Origin of the sequence: Streptomyces sp. NPDC002795, assembly GCF_042888725.1 — a bacterium.
In the GTDB taxonomy this organism is placed as follows: Bacteria; Actinomycetota; Actinomycetes; order Streptomycetales; family Streptomycetaceae; genus Streptomyces.
In genome coordinates this window covers 71,913-91,692 of record NZ_JBIAQB010000004.1, presented here as the reverse complement: position 1 = coordinate 91,692, position 19,780 = coordinate 71,913, and the positions used below count along the sequence as shown (strand labels likewise).

Sequence of the window (19,780 nt, the reverse complement as noted above, 5' to 3'; positions counted from 1 at the left end):
TCCCTCGCCCTGCCGCGCCCCTGGCGCGGTCAGTGCTCGCGGGGAGCCGGCACCACGCGCTCCACCTCGGGGTGGACGGTGAGCAGCTGCCGCATGGCCGCCTCGGCACCCGCACTGTCGCCCGCGGCCAGCGCGTCGGCGATGCGCGCATGATGCGCGACGACCGCCTCGTTCGGACGGTCACAGCCGATGACCGGGCCGCCGGAGACATGCAGGGCGGCGGACACGATGCCGGAGAGGTGCTCGAGCATCCTGTTGCCCGCGAGCTGGATGAGCAGCGAGTGGAACTCCGCGTCCGCACGCGAGAACGTGATCGAGTCTCCCTGACCCAGCGCGTGCCGCATGATCTCCACCATGTCGGCCAGGCGCTGCTGTACGTCCTCCCTGCCGTGACCCGCGGCGAGTCGCGCGGCGAGCGGCTCGATCGTCCACCGCAGCTCACTCAGCTCGCGCCGCTGATCGTCGCGCTGCGGCCCGAAGGCACGCCATTCGATGATGTCCGGGTCCAGCAGGTTCCAGTCACTGACCGGCCGCACGCGCGTGCCGACGTTCGGCCGAGCACTGACCAGGCCCTTGGCCTCCAGTACGCGCAGAGACTCGCGGACGACGGTGCGGGACACCTCGAATCGCTGGCCGATCTCCTCCGGAACCAGCGGGCGGTCGGCGCCGAGGTCGCCGGAGACGATCATCTGCCCGAGCTGCTGGACGAGTTGGCCGTGCAGACCGCGCCCCCTGCTGCCCCCGGCACGTCGGCTCATCCGGCCGAGATCCGAGTCCGGGCTCTCCCATGCGGGGCCGCCGACGCGCTCGGCGGTCGACTCCATATAGGGGTAGCGGTCGAGTTCGCCCGGTCCTGCGAGGCCGGAGTCGGCGGAGCGGGCGGCGGTCATCATGGTGTGCGCAAGGGTACTCACGGAATCTGTTGTCGGCGCCGTCCCCAACTCCCTTGAGGTCTTTGGTGAAAAGCACACGAAAGGGTGATCTCCCTCCTCGCTGTACTTGACGCCTTATCGGAAAGAAATGGGCGTTCCACGGGGAGTTGCGCTCAGCGAGGCTCCGGAAGGTGTCGGCCGGTCGTCACCGCACCCGAGTACGCAGCGCTGTGAACAGATATGCGCAGAGCAGAGCACTCAGCGACAACATCAGCGCGCCGCCCACAGGTTGAGTGATCATCCGCATTCCCGCTGCGGCAAAACGCTCGATCCCGAACGGCCAGTCCACCAGGGCAAGATCACGCAGGCGCCCCGGAAGTCCCGCCGCTGTTCGCACAGATGGTCCCTCCAAGGCCTTCTGTACGAGCGGCACGATGATGATCGGCACGGCCACCACGGCGGCCAGTCCGGCCGCCGTGGAGCGGAACAGACCGGCCGCGAGAACACCCGCCCAAGCGCACCCGACGAGCAGGGCAAGCCAACTTGCGCTCAGGGAAAGCCACTCGGCGGGAACTTGTGTGAGCTCCGATCCGTATACGAGGTAGAGCAGCGCGGCATCACCGGCGACGGTGAGCACGCCCAGGAGAAGGGCGGCCGCCGCGCCGACGAGCAGCTTCGCGGCGAGAAGTCCCAGGCGGCGGGGGACGGTTCCGCGGTCGGCGGCGAGCGCGGGGTAGCGGAATTCCTCGCCGAAGGCGAAGGCGCCGAGCAGCCCCGCGCCCAGGGCGGCGGGAGGCAGGGGAAGCACTTGGGGCCAGGCGGCGATCAGGCGGGGCTGCGGTGTGTGTCCGGCACGTGCGAGCAGCGCGGAAAGGAGCGCGGAGACGGCGAGAACGAGTGCGACGGTGACATGACCGGTGGCGATGCCGGTCGCGCGACGCAGTTCGTAGCGCACCGGGCGCAGCGGGCCGCGGGCGGTGCGCACGGTGATCGGTGGCGGCAGCATCGGTAGTGCGGCAGACGTCTCGCGTGTGGATTCGGACTCGGTCGCGCGGTCTTTCGAGGCGGCCCGGCGCTGCGCCGCCGGGGGCGACGCCGCATCGGCGAGCGGCACGAACGTGCTGGTGGGGGTGAGGGCGTTGAGGGGTGTGGCCGCCGCGGGAGGATTCGCCTGACTGTCGGTGCCGGTGTCGGTGCCGGCCTGGCCGTCGGCGCGCGCGTGGTCACCGTCACTGTCCGTCCGGTCTTCGGTAACGAGAGGCTCCGCCGCCGAAGGGCCCGCGTCGCCGATCTCGTCGGCGAGTTGATGCACGAGGATGCCGTGCCGGAACGCGATGTCCCCCACGTCCGCGCAGGTACTGCCGTACACCGACAGCCGGCTGCCGTCCTCTGTGACCACTTCGACCGAGCGCTTGGCCGTGCGCGCCTCCTTCGCCAGGAGGACGCCGAACCTCGCTGCGTGCGGGCTGCGGACCGCGACCCGGGGCCGCAGCCTGGTCCGGGCGAAGTCGGCGACATCCTGGTCCGCCACCACCTTGCCCGCGTCGAGCGTGACGACGCGGTCGGCGACCCGGGCCGCCTCCTTGGCATCGTCGGTGGTGAAAAGGACCGTGCCACCGAGCGAGGCATACGCCCTCAGGGCGCCGTGCAGCCACTTGCCCTCCCGGGCGGACAGGCCGGCCGCGGGGTCGTCGAGCACCAGCGTGTGCGGGTCGGCGAGCAGCGCGCAGGCCAGGCCGAGCCGTCGGTCCATGCCGCGCGACAGAGTGCCCAGGCGTTCCTCTCGCAGGCTGACGAGGCCCACCACTTCAAGGACGTCGTCCGCGCGTCGCACAGGTACACCGGCCGCGGAGCAGAGCATGCGCAAGTGGCCCCGGACGGTTCGGGCCGGATGACCGGGCACGTCACCGAGCAGTACGCCGACTTCCCTCCCGGGGTGAGCGATGCGGTGCAGCGGGCGGCCCCTGAAGTAGGTGACGCCACGGCCTTGTTGGAGTTCGAGCATCAGGCGTACAGCTGTCGTCTTGCCCGACCGCCGTGCGCCGAGCAGGGCGGTGACACGGCCGGCGCGCGCGTCGAAGGACACGTCGTCGACCGCGGGCGGGCTCCCCTTGCGTGCGTTACTCGTCAGTCCGGTGGCCTGGATCATCGCTTCTCTCGCAGGATGGGCGACCGCTCGGCGGCCGGGACCGGCCCGCCGGCAGGGCGACGGGCAGACCCCTCGGGTACTTCAGCAAGATAACGCGATATTTAGCACTTTTCGGGCATCGCGCTTACGTGAGTGCCCACGATTCCGGGTCCTCCCCGGCGTCGCCGTGACCCACCGGGCGCCCGCACCGCGCGTGGGACGGTTCCCTCACCGACGAATCGATCAGGCTTCCGGCCGGAGCATCGGCGGGTTGAGGAGCGTGGCCCCACCGGCCCGGAAGAGCTGGGCCGGCCGACCTCCCTGGCGGGTGGTGGTGCCGCCGGTCGGCACCAGGAAACCCGGTGTGCCCGTCACCTTGCGGTGGAAGTTGCGCGGGTCGAGGGCGACGCCCCACACGGCTTCATAGACACGGCGCAGCTCGCCGACGGTGAACTCGGGCGGGCAGAACGCCGTCGCGAGCGAGGAGTACTCGATCTTGGAGCGCGCCCGCTCCACACCGTCCGCCAGGATCTGCGCGTGGTCGAAGGCCAACGGTGCCGCCTGCTCGTCCTCACGCCCGTAACCGCCGTGCTTCAGCAGCGCCTCCACCGGCGCCCATCGTGCGCTGTGCGCATCGCCGCCGGGACGCGGCGCGGGTAGGTCCGGGGCGAGCGCGAGGTGGGCGACGCTGACCACACGCATCCTGGGATCCCTCTTCGGATCGCCGTACGTGGCCAACTGCTCCAGGTGTGCTCCATTGTCCTGCGCCGGTGCCATCGGGTCATGGGCGCACAGCCCCGTCTCCTCGATCAGCTCACGCGCGGCCGCCGCCGTCAGGTCCTCGTCGTCCCGTACGAACCCGCCCGGCAAGGCCCAACGCCCTTGAAACGGCGGTTCACCACGGCGCACCGCCAGCGCACACAGTGCGTGACGGCGCACGGTCAGCACGACCAGATCGACGGTGACTGCGAAGGGCGGAAAAGCCGACGGGTCGTAGGGCGACATGGAGCGATCATAGTCGTCTGCCTGACGATAAACACGCCCTTCGCTCCCCTACTCGGCCCTGCGTCGGGTGGTGCGCGGTGGTACCAGTCCGCCAGGGCCCGCGCCCTCACCCCCCTCTCACACCCCCAACTGCAGTACGTCCGCGGCCTCCTCGACCACGGCGAGGCCGAGCCTGCTGACGCGTACGGAGAACGCCTGCCCAGCGACCCGCAGCCCGGTCAGGCCGATCTCGCCCAGCGGAACACTTCTCATCCGCTACAGAGTCACCGTCCAGGCCGGTATGTACGGGCGGATGCCCGCGAAGGCGGCCAGGAGGTGCGCTCCGGCTGCGGCCGACACGGCAGCGGGTCTGCACACTGCGCGGTGTGGCAGCGGAACGCCCGCCTCGACCCGCGGCAGCCCCGCGTACATCCCCGGCAGCCTGCAGCCTGCAGTCGACAGCGTCGGCCGTGTCGAGGACGCCTCTGAGCAGGTACGCGGCGACAGCCGTCTCGTACACCCGCACCGTGGCCCCGAGCTCGACTCCGGACAGGGGAGGCTCATAAGTCTGGGGCGAAGGAGGCGTCGAACAACCCGTGCGGGCCCCGCCGCTCTGCCGACCCCCGCGCCGGTTGCCCGTACCCGCAGCGGCACCGTATGCCTGCCACCCGGCGGAAGTTCGAACTCCCTGCGCAGCAGGCCGACGAATGCCAGGGCCGATGCCAGGGTGCCGACACAGATCAACGCCTGGTGAACCGGCGCGAGTTCCGTACTCCGCCGCAGCTCACGGGCCGACCCCGTCGAAGGCGCCTGGAGGCCGGTGTGGCCCGGCGGCGTACGTGGCCGTCCTTGTGCAGGATCGGGCGGCACGGCACCGGGGGCGCAATCCTGGGCCAACGCCCCTGTCACCCCGGGCACCTCACGGGCCGCCAGCAAATCCCGGGGCGCATCAGTGTCACGCACCGTAGGTGCGTACTGCGGCGAAGCGTCGGACATCGTCTTCGCTCGCCTCCCCCAGCGGGTACGGCACGCCGCAGTCCTGCCCTGCACCTCGGCGACGCGACCTCGCCGCCGCCACCACTCGCCCAGACGAGCAGGGCGCGCCCACTCCAAGTAACGCCGCAGGGCCGCGAAACGAGAAAGCGGGCCCGCGGGGCAGCTGGTCCTCATCCATCGCCCCTGCTCCGCTGCCGCCTGGGACGGCGGGGCTCCGTCGGACGCCGGGGTGCACGCCCGCCCGCCCGCGCCGGGCGCGTCCCGGCCCCGGGACGCCGCTCGCCACGCCGACGCAGGGCGGCCTCCAGGCCACGGGCGGCACGGGACCTACCTGGATCGGCAGCGCCTCCGGGGACGGCCACCGCAGAAGGTCGAGGCCCGTCGACTCCGCCGCCACTCGTGGCTTCGCCCTCGGCCACTCCTGCCGACGTGTCCGAAGCCGAGTCCGGTTCCAAGTCCGGTTCCGAGTCCGGATCAGTCCGCCTGGCCCGCAGGGAGCGCCTCAGATGCTCGGGGTCGATCCCGCCGACCCGTGCTTCGTTGAGCAGGCGGGCGAACGTGTAACGCGGGTCGGCGCCGAGAGCCATCTCCAGTGCCTGGTCCGCCTCGACGGTGTCGCCCAGCGACCAGGACACCCAACCCACGAGTGTCAACGGCGCGGCGGCGTGCTCTCCGTAGGCGCCGACGCACCGGCGCGCCAGCGCCCGCCACAGGCGCAGCGCGTGGACGGCCTCCTCGCCCTCCATCCACTCCGCCGCCCGATCTCTGGTCAACCGGTCCTGGAGGCCCAGAATCAGCGACGCGGCCTCGTCGTGTGCCAGCAGCTCGTCGTCCTCGATGTCGGCCGCGAGCGCGTCGGCCGCTGCCGGCGCATCCGCGAGGCGTCGCATGACCAGGCGGGCCAGATCCAACGTCGCCGCCTCCACCTCCTTGCGGGGAGTCCCGGCGAGGATCCTCGGCACGAGCTCCATCGCCGCCGCGTCGAGGGCACGCGTCTGGTCCGTGACCAGCGCTGTCTCCAAGGGGGCCAGGCGCGCCCTCATCCTCCGCAGCGACCCCCGTACCTGAATGCCCACGAAGGCTGCCGTGGCCGCCATCACCGAGGTGCCGTCGGTCGCGATCATGTTGCCCTCCACCGGGCAGCACTCGGCGCGTGCGCAGCAGTAGGACCAGTACCTGCCTTCCGAGAGGCACAGAGCTTCCGTGACCGGCACATCGAGGCCGCCGCACTCGGTGCGCAGCAGCTGGGCCAGTGGCCTGAGGCGCTGCATGATCCGCCGCCCGGCGTCGGGGCTCGGGGCCGGGGCGTCCTGGCAGAGGAACGCGACGATGCTGTCGGGGTGGCCGTCCCTGCGCTCGCACTCGCCGATCAGGCACTGGGCCATCTGTCGCGCCACGGCCTCCCAGTCCTCGGTGCGCTCGGGAATGCCGAGGCGCACACGACCGCCGAAGCGCCCTTTGTGCAGGGCGACCAGGACGATGCTGTCGTCGGGTCGGAACCCGAGCAAGTACGGGAGCGCCTCGGCGAGTTCACCTGGCGTGCGGAGGGTGACCTTTGCTTCGCCGGTCAGCCCGGCGGGCTCGCTGTGATTCGTCATGCGCCGACCATGCCCCGGAACGCAGCACTCCGGTTTTGCCTGTGGATAACCCCGATCAGGGACACGACAGGAGTTGTCCACAGGCGGCGGGCTCGTTCGCGTGATGTCAGTGCGATCAGGTTGCATGGGGGCATGAGCAACGAAGAGCTGCGGACAGCCGCCGATACCGTTCTCGCCCGTCTCGTCGGCGACCCGAGCGGCGCGGCCAGACTGCGCGAGGACCAGTGGCGCGCCATCGAGGCCCTGGTCGCCGACCATCGGCGGGCCCTCGTCGTGCAGCGCACCGGCTGGGGCAAGTCCGCGGTGTACTTCGTCGCGACCGCACTGATCCGCCACCGTGGCGGCGGTCCGACCGTGATCGTCTCCCCGCTTCTCGCGCTCATGCGCAACCAGGTGGAGGCGGCGGAGCGTGCGGGCATCCGCGCCCGCACCATCAACTCGTCGAACACCGAGGAGTGGGACGCCGTGCGGGCCGATGTGGCGGCCGGCGAAGTGGATGTGCTCCTGGTCAGCCCGGAGCGGCTCAACAACCCCGACTTCCGGGACAACGTCCTGCCCGAACTCGCCGCGGCCACGGGCCTGCTCGTCGTCGACGAGGCCCACTGCATCTCTGACTGGGGGCACGACTTCCGCCCCGACTACCGACGCCTGCGCACGATGTTGGCCGACCTTCCGCAAGGCGTCCCCGTCCTGGCGACGACGGCGACGGCCAACGCGCGCGTGACGGCGGACGTGGCCGAGCAGCTCGGCACCGGATCCGGCTCGGACGCCCTGGTGCTGCGCGGCCCGCTCGACCGCGAGAGCCTCAGTCTCGGGGTCCTGCAGCTGCCGGACGCCGCACACCGCTTGGCCTGGCTCGCCGACCATCTGACCGAGCTTCCGGGCTCCGGGATCATCTACACCCTCACCGTCGCCGCGGCCGAGGAGGTCACGGCCTATCTGCGACAGTGCGGCCACATCGTGTCCTCCTACACGGGCAAGACGGAGAACGCCGATCGGCAGCAGGCCGAGGAGGACCTCCTGGCGAACCGCGTGAAGGCGCTGGTCGCCACGTCGGCGCTCGGCATGGGCTTCGACAAGCCGGACCTCGGATTCGTCATCCACCTGGGCTCCCCGTCCTCGCCGATCGCCTACTACCAGCAGGTGGGCCGCGCCGGGCGCGGAGTCGACCACGCGGAGGTGCTGCTGCTTCCAGGCAAGGAGGACGAGGCGATTTGGCGCTACTTCGCCTCGCTCGCCTTCCCGCCGGAAGAGCAGGTGCGACGCACGCTGGACGTGCTCGCGCAGTCCGAGCGGCCGCTCTCCCTGCCCGCGCTGGAACCGCTGGTTGAGCTGCGCCGGTCACGCCTGGAGACCATGCTCAAGGTCCTCGACGTGGACGGCGCGGTGCACCGGGTGAAGGGCGGTTGGATCGCCACGGGGCGGCCCTGGGCCTACGACACCGAGCGCTATGCGTGGGTGGCCAAGCAGCGCGAGACCGAGCAGCAGGCGATGCGGGACTACGCGACGACGGACGGCTGCCGCATGGAGTTCCTGCGCCGTCAACTCGACGACGAGGAGGCGGCCCCGTGCGGCCGCTGCGACAACTGCGCGGCGCCGCGGTTCTCCGACGCTGTCTCGTCCGAAGCACTGAACTCGGCGCGCGGTGAACTCGGGCGCCCCGGCGTCGAGGTGGAGCCCCGGAAGATGTGGCCGACCGGCCTCGCGGCCGTCGGCATCGACCTCAAGGGCCGCATCCCCGCGGGTGAGCTGGCCGGGACCGGGCGGGCACTCGGCCGTCTGTCGGACATCGGCTGGGGGAATCGACTGCGCCCCATGTTCGCGCCGCAGGCCCCGGACGGACCGGTGCCGGACGACGTGGCGGGAGCCGTCGTCGACGTGCTCGCCGACTGGGCCAAGGGGCCGGGCGGCTGGGCGTCCGGTTCCGCCGATGCCTCGCCGCGCCCCGTGGGCGTGGTGACGATGGCGTCCCACACCCGCCCGCAGCTCATCGAGTCCCTGGGCGCAGGCATCGCACAGGTCGGCCGCATGCCGCTGCTGGGCAGCGTCTCGTACGCGCCGGGCAGCGACACCGCGCACATCCCGCGCAGCAACAGCGCACAGCGGCTGCGCGCTCTCGACGGCACGTTGACGCTCCCGGCCGAGCTGTCCGAAGCGCTCGCGCGCGCGGGTGGCCCGGTACTGCTCGTCGACGACTACACGGAGACCGGTTGGACCCTGGCGATGGCCGCCCGGCTGCTGCGCCGGGCGGGCGCCGAGGGGGTCTTGCCACTGGTCCTGGCGGTACAGGCGTGAGGAGCGCGTAGCGATCCGACCTTTGGGCAGGGATATTGGCGACGCATCGTCAGATACAGGAACGCGGTCCCAATTGTTCGTTGCCGTCTGCCACTACGACGGGAAGAATTGGGGCTGCTCCCCGCGCGGTCCCCGTGATCCGGTGGATGGTAGAGCTGTGTCGCGGTGCGCTCCCCAGTCCGACCCCGCCCTCAGTGTGGGCGTGTAGCCGAAGGGAGGACCGTGACCTTCGGATTCGCTCCGTCCTCGGCGGCATCGATGCCTGCGTCCTTGATGCGCGCCGAGAGGTCCGCCGATTCCGTCAACCGACCGACACGACTGCTGGAACCCGCGGAGTGGGCGGCAGCCGGCATCCCGCTGCTGCGCAACCCTCGCGAGGTCGTCAGCGGGCTGCACTCCCGCCACCGACCGATCCCACAGACCGTTGTCGTAGCCGTGCTCGACCCCGACGAGCGACTGCGGGCCAGCGCCTCGTTCATGCGCCGTGAGAGCGCCACCGACGGCTGGACGTTCCGCAACGCCCTCTTGTCCCAGCTGCGCCGGGTGATCCCGCACGACCTGCGCCGCCGCACGCCGGTACGCACCGCGGTGATGCTGTACTGCCGCGAGGGGGACGCCCGTTGGACTCAGGAGGACGGGGCCTGGATGTGGGGGCTGCGTGACGCGTGCACGCTGCACGGCCTGCGCTGCGGCGCGTACATCACGATGACGCGCGACGGCTGGCAGGTACTCGGAGAGGGCAGGACCGGTCGGCGCCCGAGCGTGGGCTCCGCGGCCGAGGCCCTGGGTGCCGAGGAGCCGCCGACGCCGCGCACCGGCGGCGCCGCGACGGAGGTGCTCCGCCGCGCCGCGGCGCGCTGAACGGCACGGCGGCCGTCGCGCGCCCGCCTGCCGGACTCCCCGGACACCGCTTCGCGGTACGGGCAGCCGGCAAGCGGTGCGTCAGACCCCGGCGCCCAGCAACGAATTGATGCGCTCCGGGTCGCCGCACACGATGAGCAGCGCACCGGCCCGGCCGAGCGCGATCGGCAGCGCTGTGGTGGCCACCTCGTCGGCTCCGCCGTTCACGGCGACGACGACCACCGGGCGGGACGCGGCGCGGCCCAGGGCGGAGGCATCGGCGTAGAAGACGTCGTCGCGCGCGTCGTGCTGCGCCCAGTAGGAGTCCTCGCCGAAGGACAGCTCGTGAGCCGTCCACGGGTGCGGGTCACCTGTGGTGATCACCAGGACGTCGCCGGGCGCGCGGCCCGAGTCGAGCAGCATGTCCAGGGCCTCTTCCGCGGCGTCCAGCGCGCCCTCGGCCGAGGCCGGGATGAGCTGGATCTGCGGTTGGGAGACCGAAGTCGGCGTGGCGGCAGGGGCGTTCGACCCCGGCTTGGGGGCACCGGCCGACTCGCGCGGGGTTCGCTGCGCGGGCGGCATGGGCCTTGAGGGACCCGGACGTCCGGGTCGCGGTGGCGCCGCGGGACGCGGGCCGGGTACGGGGCGGGGGGTCGACGCGGTACGGCCGCTGGTGGGCGTGGCGCGGGGACCCTGGGCACTCTCGGGAATCTGAGGCTCCTCGGGACTGAGAGGCGTGAGCTGATATCTATCAAACGCGGGTGCGGCTCGCGCCAACGTGTGGCACGTCAGTGCGAGCGCGGCGGTCAGAAGTCGAAGCCGAGCTGGCCCTCGATCTCTGGAACGCCGACGTCCACCCAACTGCGGGCCTTCTTGAGGTGCCGCCACTGGGGCAGCGCATCAAGATACGCCCACGAAAGCCGGTGGTACGGGGTGGGCCCCCGTTCCTCCAACGCGGCGCGATGCACCGGCGACGGGTATCCGGCGTTCGCCGCAAACCCGAAGTCTGCATGGTCGATGCCCAGTTCGGCCATCATTTTGTCGCGGCGGACCTTGGCGATCACCGACGCCGCGGCGACGGCGATGCAGGTACGGTCCCCCTTGATCACCGTACGAACCTGCCAGGGGGCACCCAGGTAGTCGTGCTTCCCATCGAGGATGATCGCGTCCGGCCGCACCGGCAGGCCCTCGAGGGCACGCACGGCGGCGAGCCGGAGGGCTGCCGTCATCCCCAGGGCATCGATCTCCTCGTGTGAAGCGTGCCCGAGGGCATGCCCGGACACCCAGCTCTCCAGCTCGACCGCGAGGGTCTCGCGACGCTTGGGGCTGATCAGCTTGGAGTCGGTGAGTCCCTCCGGCGGACGGCGCAGCCCGGTAACGGCGGCGCAGACGGTGACGGGACCGGCCCAGGCACCGCGACCGACCTCGTCGACACCGGCAATGATCTTGGCACCGGTAGTGGCGCGCAGTGAGCGCTCGACGGTGTGGGTGGGGGCTTCGTACGGCATGGCGGCAAACAGCGTACGCCGCCCGGGTACCGTCGCGACACTCGGCTCACCTCAATGCGCCTGGCGTCGCAGCAGCGGGACCATCACGTGGTCGATCATCTCCACCAGATCCCCCTCTCCCCATTCGCTTCCGCACACCTTCGAGCGATACATCATCAGCGCCGGAATCACGTCACACACGCTCGCCTCGTCGACGTCCGGGCGCACCTCACCTCGCTCGACACCACGACGTACGACTTCCTTGATCAGCTCGACGCTGGGCTGGATAACACCTTCGGTGATCACTCCGTGGAAGCGTTCGGCGGTGAGGGTGTCGCATTCGTGAAGTACGGAGCGCAGCGCATAGCCGGGCCGGGAGTACATGGCGGCCCGCAACCGGCGGCACAGTTCCAGCAGGTCCTCCCGCACACTTCCGCACTCCGGGGCCGAGTCCAACGCGGGCAGCCCCGCCTGGAGCGCATCGACGACGAGGTCCTCCTTGGAGGGCCAGCGCCGATACACCGCGGCCTTGCCGGTCTGCGCGCCCGCGGCGACGCCTTCCATCGTGAGGCCGTTCCAGCCGACCGTACTGAGCTGATCCAACGCCGCTTCCAGAATGGCCCGTTCGAGCACGGGGCCACGCCTGCGAAGCGCGGAGGCCGCCTGAGCGGGGGCGACCGTCCGACGTGAACTAACCATCATCATCTCTCCGTTGAGCCGTCCGAGAGCGGTTCGGACGCGCGGCAGTGAGCTCAGCACACGCTCACGTGCACTGATGGGGAGTCACCACCGAGCATCTCAGGCTTCACCCGATTCTTTCGATGGGTCGACAGCAAGGTCCTTCCGGGTCATTTCCAACTTCCGTAAAGAACGCTTGTGTTCACTATGACAGGGACGCTACGATCCCGCACAGGGAACGTGACCGTTCTCTAATCATGCCCATGGGGGATCGCTCGTGACACAGGATCAGATCCAGGCACACCCGGCTCCACCCAACAAGCCGCGCGCCACCGCGCGCCGACCCCGACCCGGCATCGCGCTGACAGTGATCGCCGCATGCCAACTGATGGTCGTGCTCGACGCCACCATCGTGAACATCGCCCTGCCTCACATGCAGACGGCACTGGGCTTCTCCACCAACAACCTGACCTGGGTGATCAATGCCTACGCGCTCACCTTCGGTGGACTGCTGCTTCTGGGCGGCCGGGCCGGCGACCTTCTCGGGCGCCGCCGCATGTTCATCACCGGTATCGCCCTGTTCAGCCTCGCATCGCTCTTAGGCGGTTTCGCCCAGGAGCCTTGGCAGTTGCTCGCGGCCCGCGCGCTTCAGGGCGTCGGCGGTGCGATCGCGTCACCCACCTCGCTGGCCCTCATCGCCACCACGTTCCCCGAAGGACCCGAGCGGAACCGGGCGTTCGGGGTCTTCGCCTCCGTCTCCGCCGGTGGCGGCGCCGTCGGGCTGCTCGCAGGAGGCATGCTCACCGACTGGCTGGACTGGCGCTGGGTGCTCTTCGTCAACGTACCCATTGGCGTACTGATCGCCCTTCTCGCCCCGCGGTACATCAACGAGTCGCAGCGCCACCCGGGCCGGTTCGATCTTCCGGGCGCCTTCACCTCGACCCTCGGCATGGCCGCCCTCGTATACGGATTCATCCGTGCCGCCTCCGAAGGCTGGAGCGACGGACTCGCCACGGCGTCCTTCGGCGCGGCCGCGGTCCTGCTGATCGCCTTCATCGCCATCGAGAGGCGCACCAGCCAGCCGATCACGCCTCTGAAGCTGTTCAGGGACCGCAACCGGTCCGGCACCTACGCGATGATGCTGAGCCTCGCCGCAGCGATGTTCGGCATGTTTTTCTTCATCGTGCTCTTCGTGCAGAACGTGCTGCACTACAGCCCGGTCAAGGCCGGCCTCGCCTTCCTCCCGGTGACCGCCGCCATCGTGCTCGGCGCGGGGATCGCCACGAACCTGCTGCCCCGGCTCGGACCCAAACCCTTCATGACCGTGGGCTGCCTGCTGACCGCCACCGGCATGGGCTGGCTGACGCTCATCGACCCCGGCAGCTCCTACCTCAGCGGCATTCTCGGCCCGATGCTCCTGTTCGGCTTCGGCATGGGCCTGAACTTCGTCACGCTGACCCTGACCGCGGTCTCCGGCATAGCCGACAGCGAGTCCGGTGCGGCGTCCGGCATGCTCAACACCACGCAGCAGGTCGGCGGCGCCCTCGGTCTGTCCGTCCTCACCACGATCTTCAGCAGCGCCAGCGAGAGCGAGGCCAAGAAGCAGATCCCGAAGTTCCTCGCCGAAGGCTCACCGGAACAGAAGGCCGAGTTCGCCAGGACCCACCGGCTGCCTGCTCCATGGAACGACTCGGTGCTCGCCCACGGCATCAGCAACGCCTTCATAGCGGCCGCCTCACTGGCCGTGGTCGCGGCGCTCATCGCCCTGTTCCTCATCCAGGTACGCAAGAGCGACCTGGAGGCGCTGAGCGGGAAGTCCGGGGCCTCGGTCTGAGGGCGCTCCCCCAGACCTGTGCTGTGCTCTACGCGGTCGGCGCCCAGGCCGGCAGTGCCTCGGTCCGCCCGAGCCACTCGGCCGAGGGCGCCCCGTCCGCGTCAGAGGCGACGATGCCGCCCACGATCGCGCAGGTCGTGTCCATGTCGCCACCGACCTGGGCCGTGCTCCAGAAGGCTCCCTCGAAGTCACCGAGACCACGCGCCGCCGACCAGATGGCGAACGGCACGGTGTCGTGCGCGGTCGTCCTCCGGCCACAGCCGAGGACCGCCGCCACCGTGGACGCGTCCCCGTAGTCGAGCATGTCCTTGGCGCGGCGCAGCCCGGCGCCCACCGCGCTGCGCGGCACGAGCGAGATCACGCCGTCCAGCAGGTCCTGCGGCGTGGGAGGTCCCTCGGCATCCGCCACCAGAGCGGCCGCGGCCGCCACTGCCATCGAGCCCACGACGGCCTCCCTGTGCTGGTGCGTCGGGTAGGCGGAGATCTCGGCCTGATGCGTGGCCTGCTCGGGGTCGTCGGCGTAATAGGCGCCGAGCGGCGCGATCCGCATCGCCGCGCCGTTCCCCCACGACCCCCGCCCGTTGAACAGCGCGGAGGCCAGGGTCCGCCAGTCATCACCCGCGCGGACCTGCTGCAGCAGCCGGTTCACGGCAGGGCCGTACCCGCGGTCGACGTCCTGGCGCTCCGCGAACGATCGCGCCAGCTCATCCTGGTCGACGCGCTCGTGAGCGGCCAGGACGGACACCACCGAGGCGGCCATCTCGGTGTCGTCGGTCCACTGCCATGTGCCGTCCGGCAGGGCGCGGGCCTTGAGCAGCGGATAGTTCGCGGGAACGAAGAATTGTGATCCCAGCGCGTCTCCCACGGAGAGTCCGCGCAGGCTGGACAGGGCGCGGTTCAAGCGCCCGTCGGGTGAGGAGTCAGCGGTCATCGCTCTGCCACTCTATCCGGTGACTCCGTACGATTCCGGTTCGCGCCAGCGGTCGAACGGGCGGTCCAGGGTGTATTTGCCGTTCTCCCCGAGAACGAGCAAGCGCATCTCCGCGTTCCCGGGGTTCGACAGCGACTCGAAATCCGCGACGGACCAGTGGAACCAGCGCATGCAGAACAGCCGCATGGTCAGCCCGTGCGTCACGAGCAGGACGTTCGGCGGATGGTCCGGGGCCTCGAAGCTGCGGTGCAGACTCTCCAGGAACGCGCCCACCCGGTCATACACGTCCGCCCCCGACTCTCCCTGAGCGAACCGGTAGAAGAAGTGCCCATAGGCGTCGCGATACGCCTTCTGCAGCCGTACGTCCTCGCGGTCCTGCCAGTTCCCCCAGTCCTGCTCCCTGAGCCGGGGCTCTTCTCGGACGCGTACGAGATCGGGGTCGAGCCGGAACGCCCGGAAGGTCTCGTGGGTACGCCGGTACGGCGAGACGTACACGCTCACCCGCTCGCGCCCGAAGAGCCGCCGGAGGTCCTCGCCGCTGGTCTCGGCCTGGCGCCATCCCTTGTCGGTGAGCGTCAGGGCGTGATCGGGCTCGCGCTCGTAGATGGTGTCGTCGGCGTTGCCTTCGGATTCGCCGTGCCGGACAAGAACGATGCGCCGCGGTCGTGCCATGCACACGACCCTAGATCGCCGGGCGGGTTCGAGCACCCGTGCGGGCTGTGCTGTGGAGATGCCGTGGATCACAGCGGTCGACCGGCATGCACGCGCGCGTGGTCTCGCGTTCAGACCGTCCAGGTCGACTCCAGGTCCACGATGTCCCCCGTGATGGCCGCGATGTCGACGTCCGTCTGGGCACGCACCGAAAGCCGCTCCACCCGGTCGGCCTGGTACTTGCCGTGCTCGGCCGCCGAGCGCCACATGGAAAGGACCAGAAACTCGTCTCCTGGGGCGTCGCCGAACAGTCCCCGGACCATCCCGGGTGAGCCGGCCATCGCCGGGTTCCACACCTTCTGCTGCATCAACGTGTAGTGCTCGGCCCGCTCGGCGTGCACCGTGCAGTGCGCCACTCGCACCACGTCCGCGTCCGTGAACCGCGGCTCGAACCCGGTCTTCACATCAAAGCGATGGTCGAAGAGCTTCACCTGGATGTTCTTGTACGTCCCCGACTGCGCGGCCGCGAGCCGGTCATGGGAGCGCGCCATGAAGGAGTCGTAGAAGGCGCGGCTCTCCCAGAAGCCGAACACGTGGGCCACATCGGGCCGTTGCCTGCTCCAGCCTCCGCCCTGGCCCCGGAATCCCGGCTCTCCCAGAAGCCCCGCCCATTTCCGCTGTCCCCGCTCGAAACCCCGACGATCCACCACAGTGCAACGAATCCACTTGACCAGCACCGCGCCATCGTACGGCGCGCCGGCCCCCTGCCGCGGTGGTCCCGAACCCACGGTCGAGACACCTCCGAGGGGATGGTCGTGTTGTTGTCAGTGGGACCACGTAGCGTGTCCGTAGTACTCAACATCGCACCGAGGAGGGGGAGTTCGGTGAGCAGCCTCCGCAAGGGAATCGAGAAGATCGAGATCGGCCTGAAGTGGGACCCGAGCCCGATGGGCTCGCCTCCCCACGACCTGGACCTGATCGCCGCGGCGTACACGGGCGACGACCCGCAGGGCAGCCCCGCGTACGTCGTCCATTTCGACAGCCGTTCGCCCGACGGGACCATCACGCTCAACCGGGACAGCAGAACCGGCCAGGGTTTCGGTTTCGACGAGGTCATGACGCTCGAACTGGAGCGACTCGCGCCCTCGTACGCGCGCGTGGTCGTGGGAGTGGCCATCCAGCAGGAAGAGCAGGAGACCGGCCGAGCCAAGGTCTTCGCTGACGTCCCGAACACGGCAGTTCGCATAAGAGAGGGCTACACCGACCTGTCGCTGCACGACTTCGCGGTGGTCTCCGGCGCCTCGGCGACCACGATCGCGGAGTTCACCCGGGGCGCCGACGGGGAGTGGGTGTTCCACGAGGCGGTGCGGGGCTTCGACAACGGCGATCTGAACGCGTTCGCCGCGGCGATGGGCGCTCTGTAGGCACACCCGGCGGGCCCGCGGAGCGGACCGTGTGCCTACGCCAAAGGGCGGCGGAACCGTGATGGTTCCGCCGCCCCTCAGTTCAGGCGTTCAGCCGGATCAGCTGCAGCCGCTGGTCGAGCCGCAGCCCTCGCAGATGTAGCAGGAGCCGGCCCGCTGCATCTTCGTGCCGCAGGAGAAGCAGAGCGGGGCGTCGGCCTGGATGCCCAGCTGCATCTCGACGAGCTCGGCGCTGGTGTGCGCCTGCTGGGGCACCGACTGGGCCGTGGCGTCCTCAGCCTTCGGCGTCTCGACGGCCTTCAACTCCTGGGCGCGGGGCGCCGACTGGGCCAGGGCCTCGACATCGACCTCGTCCTCGTTCGGCTCGTAGGAACCCGTCTCCAGGTGACGCTGGCGCTCCTCGGCGGAGTGGATGCCGAGCGCGGAGCGCGTCTCGAAGGGCAGGAAGTCGAGCGCCAGGCGGCGGAAGATGTAGTCGACGATCGACTGCGCGATCCGCACATCCGGGTCGTCCGTCATGCCGGCCGGCTCGAAGCGCATGTTGGTGAACTTCGAGACGTAGGTCTCCAACGGCACGCCGTACTGGAGGCCGACCGAGACGGCGATGGAGAAGGCGTCCATCATGCCCGCGAGGGTGGAGCCCTGCTTGGACATCTTCAGGAAGACCTCGCCGAGACCGTCGTCCGGGTAGGAGTTGGCGGTCATGTAGCCCTCGGCGCCGCCCACAGTGAAGGAGGTGGTGATGCCGGGGCGGCCCTTCGGGAGGCGCTTGCGAACCGGGCGGTACTCGACGACCTTCTCGACGGCCTCGCGGATCGTCGCCTCGGTCTTCTCGGTGACCTCGGTCTTCTCCTGCTCCTTCTTCTTGGCGGAGAGGGGCTGACCGACCTTGCAGTTGTCGCGGTAGATGGCGAGCGCCTTGACGCCCAGCTTCCAGGCCTCGAAGTAGACCTCCTCGACGTCCTCGACGGTCGCCGTCTCCGGCAGGTTGACCGTCTTGGAGAGCGCGCCGGAGATCCACGGCTGGATGGCCGCCATCATGCGGACGTGGCCCATCGCGGAGATGGAACGCTCGCCCATGGCGCAGTCGAACACCTCGTAGTGCTCGGGCTTGAGGCTCGGAGCGTCGATCACATTGCCGTGCTCGGCGATGTGGGCGACGATCGCCTCGATCTGCTCCTCCTGGTAGCCCAGGCGGCGCAGGGCCTGCGGCACGGTGCCGTTGACGATCTGCATCGAGCCGCCGCCGACCAGCTTCTTGAACTTGACCAGGGCGAGGTCGGGCTCAAGGCCGGTGGTGTCGCAGGACATCGCGAGACCGATGGTGCCGGTCGGGGCGATGACGGACGCCTGGGCGTTACGGAAACCGTTCTTCTCGCCGAGGCGGATGACGTCCTGCCAGGCCTCCGTGGCGGCGGCCCAGATCGGGGTGTCCAGGTCGTCCACGCGGACGGCCTCCGTGTTGGCGTCGGCGTGCTGCTTCATGACGCGCTGGTGCGGCGTGGCGTTCTTCGCGTAGCCCTCGTACGCGCCGACGATCGCGGCGAGCTCGGCCGAGCGCTTGTAGGACGTACCCGTCATCAGCGAGCTGATCGCGCCGGCGAGGGCGCGGCCGCCGTCCGAGTCGTAGGCGTGGCCGGTCGCCATGAGCAGGGCACCCAGGTTCGCGTAGCCGATGCCGAGCTGACGGAAGGCGCGGGTGTTCTCACCGATCTTCTGCGTCGGGAAGTCCGCGAAGCAGATGGAGATGTCCATCGCGGTGATGACCAGCTCGACGACCTTCGAGAAGCGCTCGACGTCGAAGGACTGGTGGCCCTTGCCGTCGTCCTTCAGGAACTTCATCAGGTTCAGCGACGCGAGGTTGCAGGACGTGTTGTCCAGGTGCATGTACTCACTGCACGGGTTCGAGCCGTTGATGCGGCCGGACTCCGGGCACGTGTGCCAGTGGTTGATGGTGTCGTCGTACTGGATGCCGGGGTCAGCACAGGCCCAGGCGGCCTCGGCCATCTTGCGGAAGAGGGACTTGGCCTCGACCTCCTCGATGACCTCGCCGTCCATGCGGCCGCGAAGGCCGAACTTCGAGCCGGACTCGACGGCCTTCATGAACTCGTCGTTCACGCGGACCGAGTTGTTGGCGTTCTGGTACTGGACGGACGTGATGTCGTCGCCGCCCAGGTCCATGTCGAAGCCCGCGTCGCGCAGGGCGCGAATCTTCTCCTCTTCCTTCACCTTGGTCTCGATGAAGCCCTCGATGTCGGGGTGGTCGACATCCAGGATGACCATCTTCGCCGCGCGGCGCGTGGCGCCACCCGACTTGATCGTTCCTGCAGAGGCGTCGGCACCGCGCATGAAGGACACGGGACCCGAGGCGTTGCCGCCGGAGGAGAGCAGCTCCTTGGAGGAGCGGATGCGGGAGAGGTTCAGGCCGGCGCCGGAGCCGCCCTTGAAGATCATGCCCTCTTCCTTGTACCAGTCGAGGATCGACTCCATGGAGTCGTCGACGGACAGGATGAAGCAGGCGGAGACCTGCTGGGGCTGCGGCGTGCCGACGTTGAACCACACCGGCGAGTTGAAGCTGAAGATCTGGTGCAGGAGGGCGTACGCCAGCTCGTGCTCGAAGATCTCCGCGTCGGCGGGCGAAGCGAAGTAGTTGTTGTCCTCGCCGGCCTTCCGATACGTCTTCACGATGCGGTCGATGAGCTGCTTGAGGCTCACCTCACGCTGCGGGGTGCCGACGGCGCCCCGGAAGTACTTGCTGGTGACGATGTTGACCGCGTTCACCGACCAGAACTCGGGGAACTCGACGCCACGCTGCTCAAAGTTGACCGAGCCGTCGCGCCAGTTGGTCATGACGACGTCACGATGCGCCCATTCCACCTCGTCGTACGGGTGCACGCCGGGGGTGGTGTGGACGCGCTCGACACGCAGACCCTTGTTGGCCTTGGCTCCCTTGGCTCGGGAGCCTCGTGCCGGGCCGCTCGCCGTCTCTGTCATGCCGCCTCCCATATACTGGGCTAAAACGCCCTAAAGTGCACAGAACTTCCCGCGCACGTTGTCTGTCT

General features: G+C 69.7%; 15 protein-coding genes and 1 pseudogene. 4 read left to right on the top strand and 12 right to left on the bottom strand.

Translation table 11 applies throughout. The features are described 5' to 3' along the window. Positions 1-29: 29 nt before the first annotated feature. The 5 genes and pseudogenes from ACFYWS_RS13625 to ACFYWS_RS13605 form a co-directional block, all read right to left on the bottom strand. Positions 30-914, bottom strand: a complete 885-nt coding sequence (locus ACFYWS_RS13625; RefSeq protein ID WP_389274357.1) for a FadR/GntR family transcriptional regulator — start codon at positions 912-914, stop codon at positions 30-32. Positions 915-1,077: 163 nt separating this feature from the next. Beyond that, positions 1,078-3,021 (bottom strand): ATP-binding cassette domain-containing protein, encoded by a 1,944-nt coding sequence (locus ACFYWS_RS13620; RefSeq protein WP_389274354.1) that lies wholly within the window; start codon positions 3,019-3,021, stop codon positions 1,078-1,080. Between the two features lie 222 nt (positions 3,022-3,243). Then, positions 3,244-4,005 (bottom strand): NUDIX domain-containing protein, encoded by a 762-nt coding sequence (locus ACFYWS_RS13615; RefSeq protein ID WP_266714958.1) that lies wholly within the window; start codon positions 4,003-4,005, stop codon positions 3,244-3,246. Between the two features lie 117 nt (positions 4,006-4,122). Continuing rightward, positions 4,123-4,510 (bottom strand): annotated as a pseudogene (locus ACFYWS_RS13610) (glycogen debranching protein); the annotation flags it as partial. A 640-nt stretch (positions 4,511-5,150) separates the two neighbouring features. After that, positions 5,151-6,578, bottom strand: a complete 1,428-nt coding sequence (locus ACFYWS_RS13605; protein ID WP_389274351.1) for a DUF4192 domain-containing protein — start codon at positions 6,576-6,578, stop codon at positions 5,151-5,153. Positions 6,579-6,710: 132 nt separating this feature from the next. On the opposite strand from ACFYWS_RS13605, the gene ACFYWS_RS13600 reads away from it, so the two are divergent. Further along, positions 6,711-8,873, top strand: a complete 2,163-nt coding sequence (locus tag ACFYWS_RS13600) for a RecQ family ATP-dependent DNA helicase (RefSeq protein WP_389274349.1) — start codon at positions 6,711-6,713, stop codon at positions 8,871-8,873. Between the two features lie 222 nt (positions 8,874-9,095). Next, positions 9,096-9,734 (top strand): hypothetical protein, encoded by a 639-nt coding sequence (locus tag ACFYWS_RS13595; RefSeq protein ID WP_389274346.1) that lies wholly within the window; start codon positions 9,096-9,098, stop codon positions 9,732-9,734. Between the two features lie 81 nt (positions 9,735-9,815). On the opposite strand, the gene ACFYWS_RS13590 is transcribed toward ACFYWS_RS13595, so the two are convergent. The 3 genes from ACFYWS_RS13590 to ACFYWS_RS13580 are packed head-to-tail and all read right to left on the bottom strand — an operon-like array spanning position 9,816 to position 11,899. After that, complete coding sequence (locus tag ACFYWS_RS13590) at positions 9,816-10,490, bottom strand: hypothetical protein (RefSeq protein ID WP_389274343.1); 675 nt, start codon at positions 10,488-10,490, stop codon at positions 9,816-9,818. 29 nt (positions 10,491-10,519) lie between these two features. Continuing rightward, positions 10,520-11,221, bottom strand: coding sequence for a ribonuclease HII (locus ACFYWS_RS13585; protein ID WP_389274340.1), 702 nt, complete (start codon positions 11,219-11,221; stop codon positions 10,520-10,522). Between the two features lie 51 nt (positions 11,222-11,272). Further along, a complete protein-coding gene (locus ACFYWS_RS13580) occupies positions 11,273-11,899 on the bottom strand; it encodes a TetR/AcrR family transcriptional regulator (protein WP_389274333.1) in 627 nt (208 codons plus the stop codon). A 256-nt stretch (positions 11,900-12,155) separates the two neighbouring features. Between ACFYWS_RS13580 and ACFYWS_RS13575 the strand changes: the two genes are divergently transcribed. After that, the gene (locus ACFYWS_RS13575) at positions 12,156-13,712 is read left to right on the top strand and encodes an MFS transporter (RefSeq protein WP_389274330.1); all 1,557 of its coding nucleotides are present in this window, start codon (positions 12,156-12,158) and stop codon (positions 13,710-13,712) included. 28 nt (positions 13,713-13,740) lie between these two features. Here ACFYWS_RS13575 and ACFYWS_RS13570 read toward each other — a convergent pair whose 3' ends face one another. From ACFYWS_RS13570 to ACFYWS_RS13560, 3 genes are all read right to left on the bottom strand, one after another. Further along, positions 13,741-14,643, bottom strand: a complete 903-nt coding sequence (locus tag ACFYWS_RS13570) for an ADP-ribosylglycohydrolase family protein (RefSeq protein ID WP_389274327.1) — start codon at positions 14,641-14,643, stop codon at positions 13,741-13,743. A gap of 12 nt (positions 14,644-14,655) precedes the next feature. After that, positions 14,656-15,315, bottom strand: coding sequence for a histidine phosphatase family protein (locus tag ACFYWS_RS13565; protein WP_389274324.1), 660 nt, complete (start codon positions 15,313-15,315; stop codon positions 14,656-14,658). Positions 15,316-15,425: 110 nt separating this feature from the next. Then, complete coding sequence (locus ACFYWS_RS13560) at positions 15,426-16,031, bottom strand: YdbC family protein (protein ID WP_389274321.1); 606 nt, start codon at positions 16,029-16,031, stop codon at positions 15,426-15,428. A 147-nt stretch (positions 16,032-16,178) separates the two neighbouring features. Here ACFYWS_RS13560 and ACFYWS_RS13555 point away from each other — a divergent pair, with 147 nt between their 5' ends. Further along, a complete protein-coding gene (locus ACFYWS_RS13555; protein WP_389274318.1) occupies positions 16,179-16,718 on the top strand; it encodes a TerD family protein in 540 nt (179 codons plus the stop codon). Between the two features lie 99 nt (positions 16,719-16,817). Here the strand turns inward: ACFYWS_RS13555 and ACFYWS_RS13550 are convergent, their stop codons facing one another. Further along, on the bottom strand, positions 16,818-19,712 hold the full coding sequence (locus ACFYWS_RS13550; RefSeq protein ID WP_389274315.1) for a vitamin B12-dependent ribonucleotide reductase: 2,895 nt from the start codon (positions 19,710-19,712) through the stop codon (positions 16,818-16,820). Positions 19,713-19,780: the final 68 nt, after the last annotated feature.

What these genes read in the sequence shown, in the direction of transcription:
- ACFYWS_RS13620 (WP_389274354.1), bottom strand. Translation starts at nt 3,021, where the DNA reads ATGATCCAGGCCACCGGACTGACGAGTAACGCACGCAAGGGGAGCCCG.
- ACFYWS_RS13615 (WP_266714958.1), bottom strand. Translation starts at nt 4,005, where the DNA reads ATGTCGCCCTACGACCCGTCGGCTTTTCCGCCCTTCGCAGTCACCGTC.
- ACFYWS_RS13605 (WP_389274351.1), bottom strand. Translation starts at nt 6,578, where the DNA reads ATGACGAATCACAGCGAGCCCGCCGGGCTGACCGGCGAAGCAAAGGTC.
- ACFYWS_RS13600 (WP_389274349.1), top strand. Translation starts at nt 6,711, where the DNA reads ATGAGCAACGAAGAGCTGCGGACAGCCGCCGATACCGTTCTCGCCCGT.
- ACFYWS_RS13585 (WP_389274340.1), bottom strand. Translation starts at nt 11,221, where the DNA reads ATGCCGTACGAAGCCCCCACCCACACCGTCGAGCGCTCACTGCGCGCC.
- ACFYWS_RS13580 (WP_389274333.1), bottom strand. Translation starts at nt 11,899, where the DNA reads ATGGTTAGTTCACGTCGGACGGTCGCCCCCGCTCAGGCGGCCTCCGCG.
- ACFYWS_RS13570 (WP_389274327.1), bottom strand. Translation starts at nt 14,643, where the DNA reads ATGACCGCTGACTCCTCACCCGACGGGCGCTTGAACCGCGCCCTGTCC.
- ACFYWS_RS13565 (WP_389274324.1), bottom strand. Translation starts at nt 15,315, where the DNA reads ATGGCACGACCGCGGCGCATCGTTCTTGTCCGGCACGGCGAATCCGAA.
- ACFYWS_RS13550 (WP_389274315.1), bottom strand. Translation starts at nt 19,712, where the DNA reads ATGACAGAGACGGCGAGCGGCCCGGCACGAGGCTCCCGAGCCAAGGGA.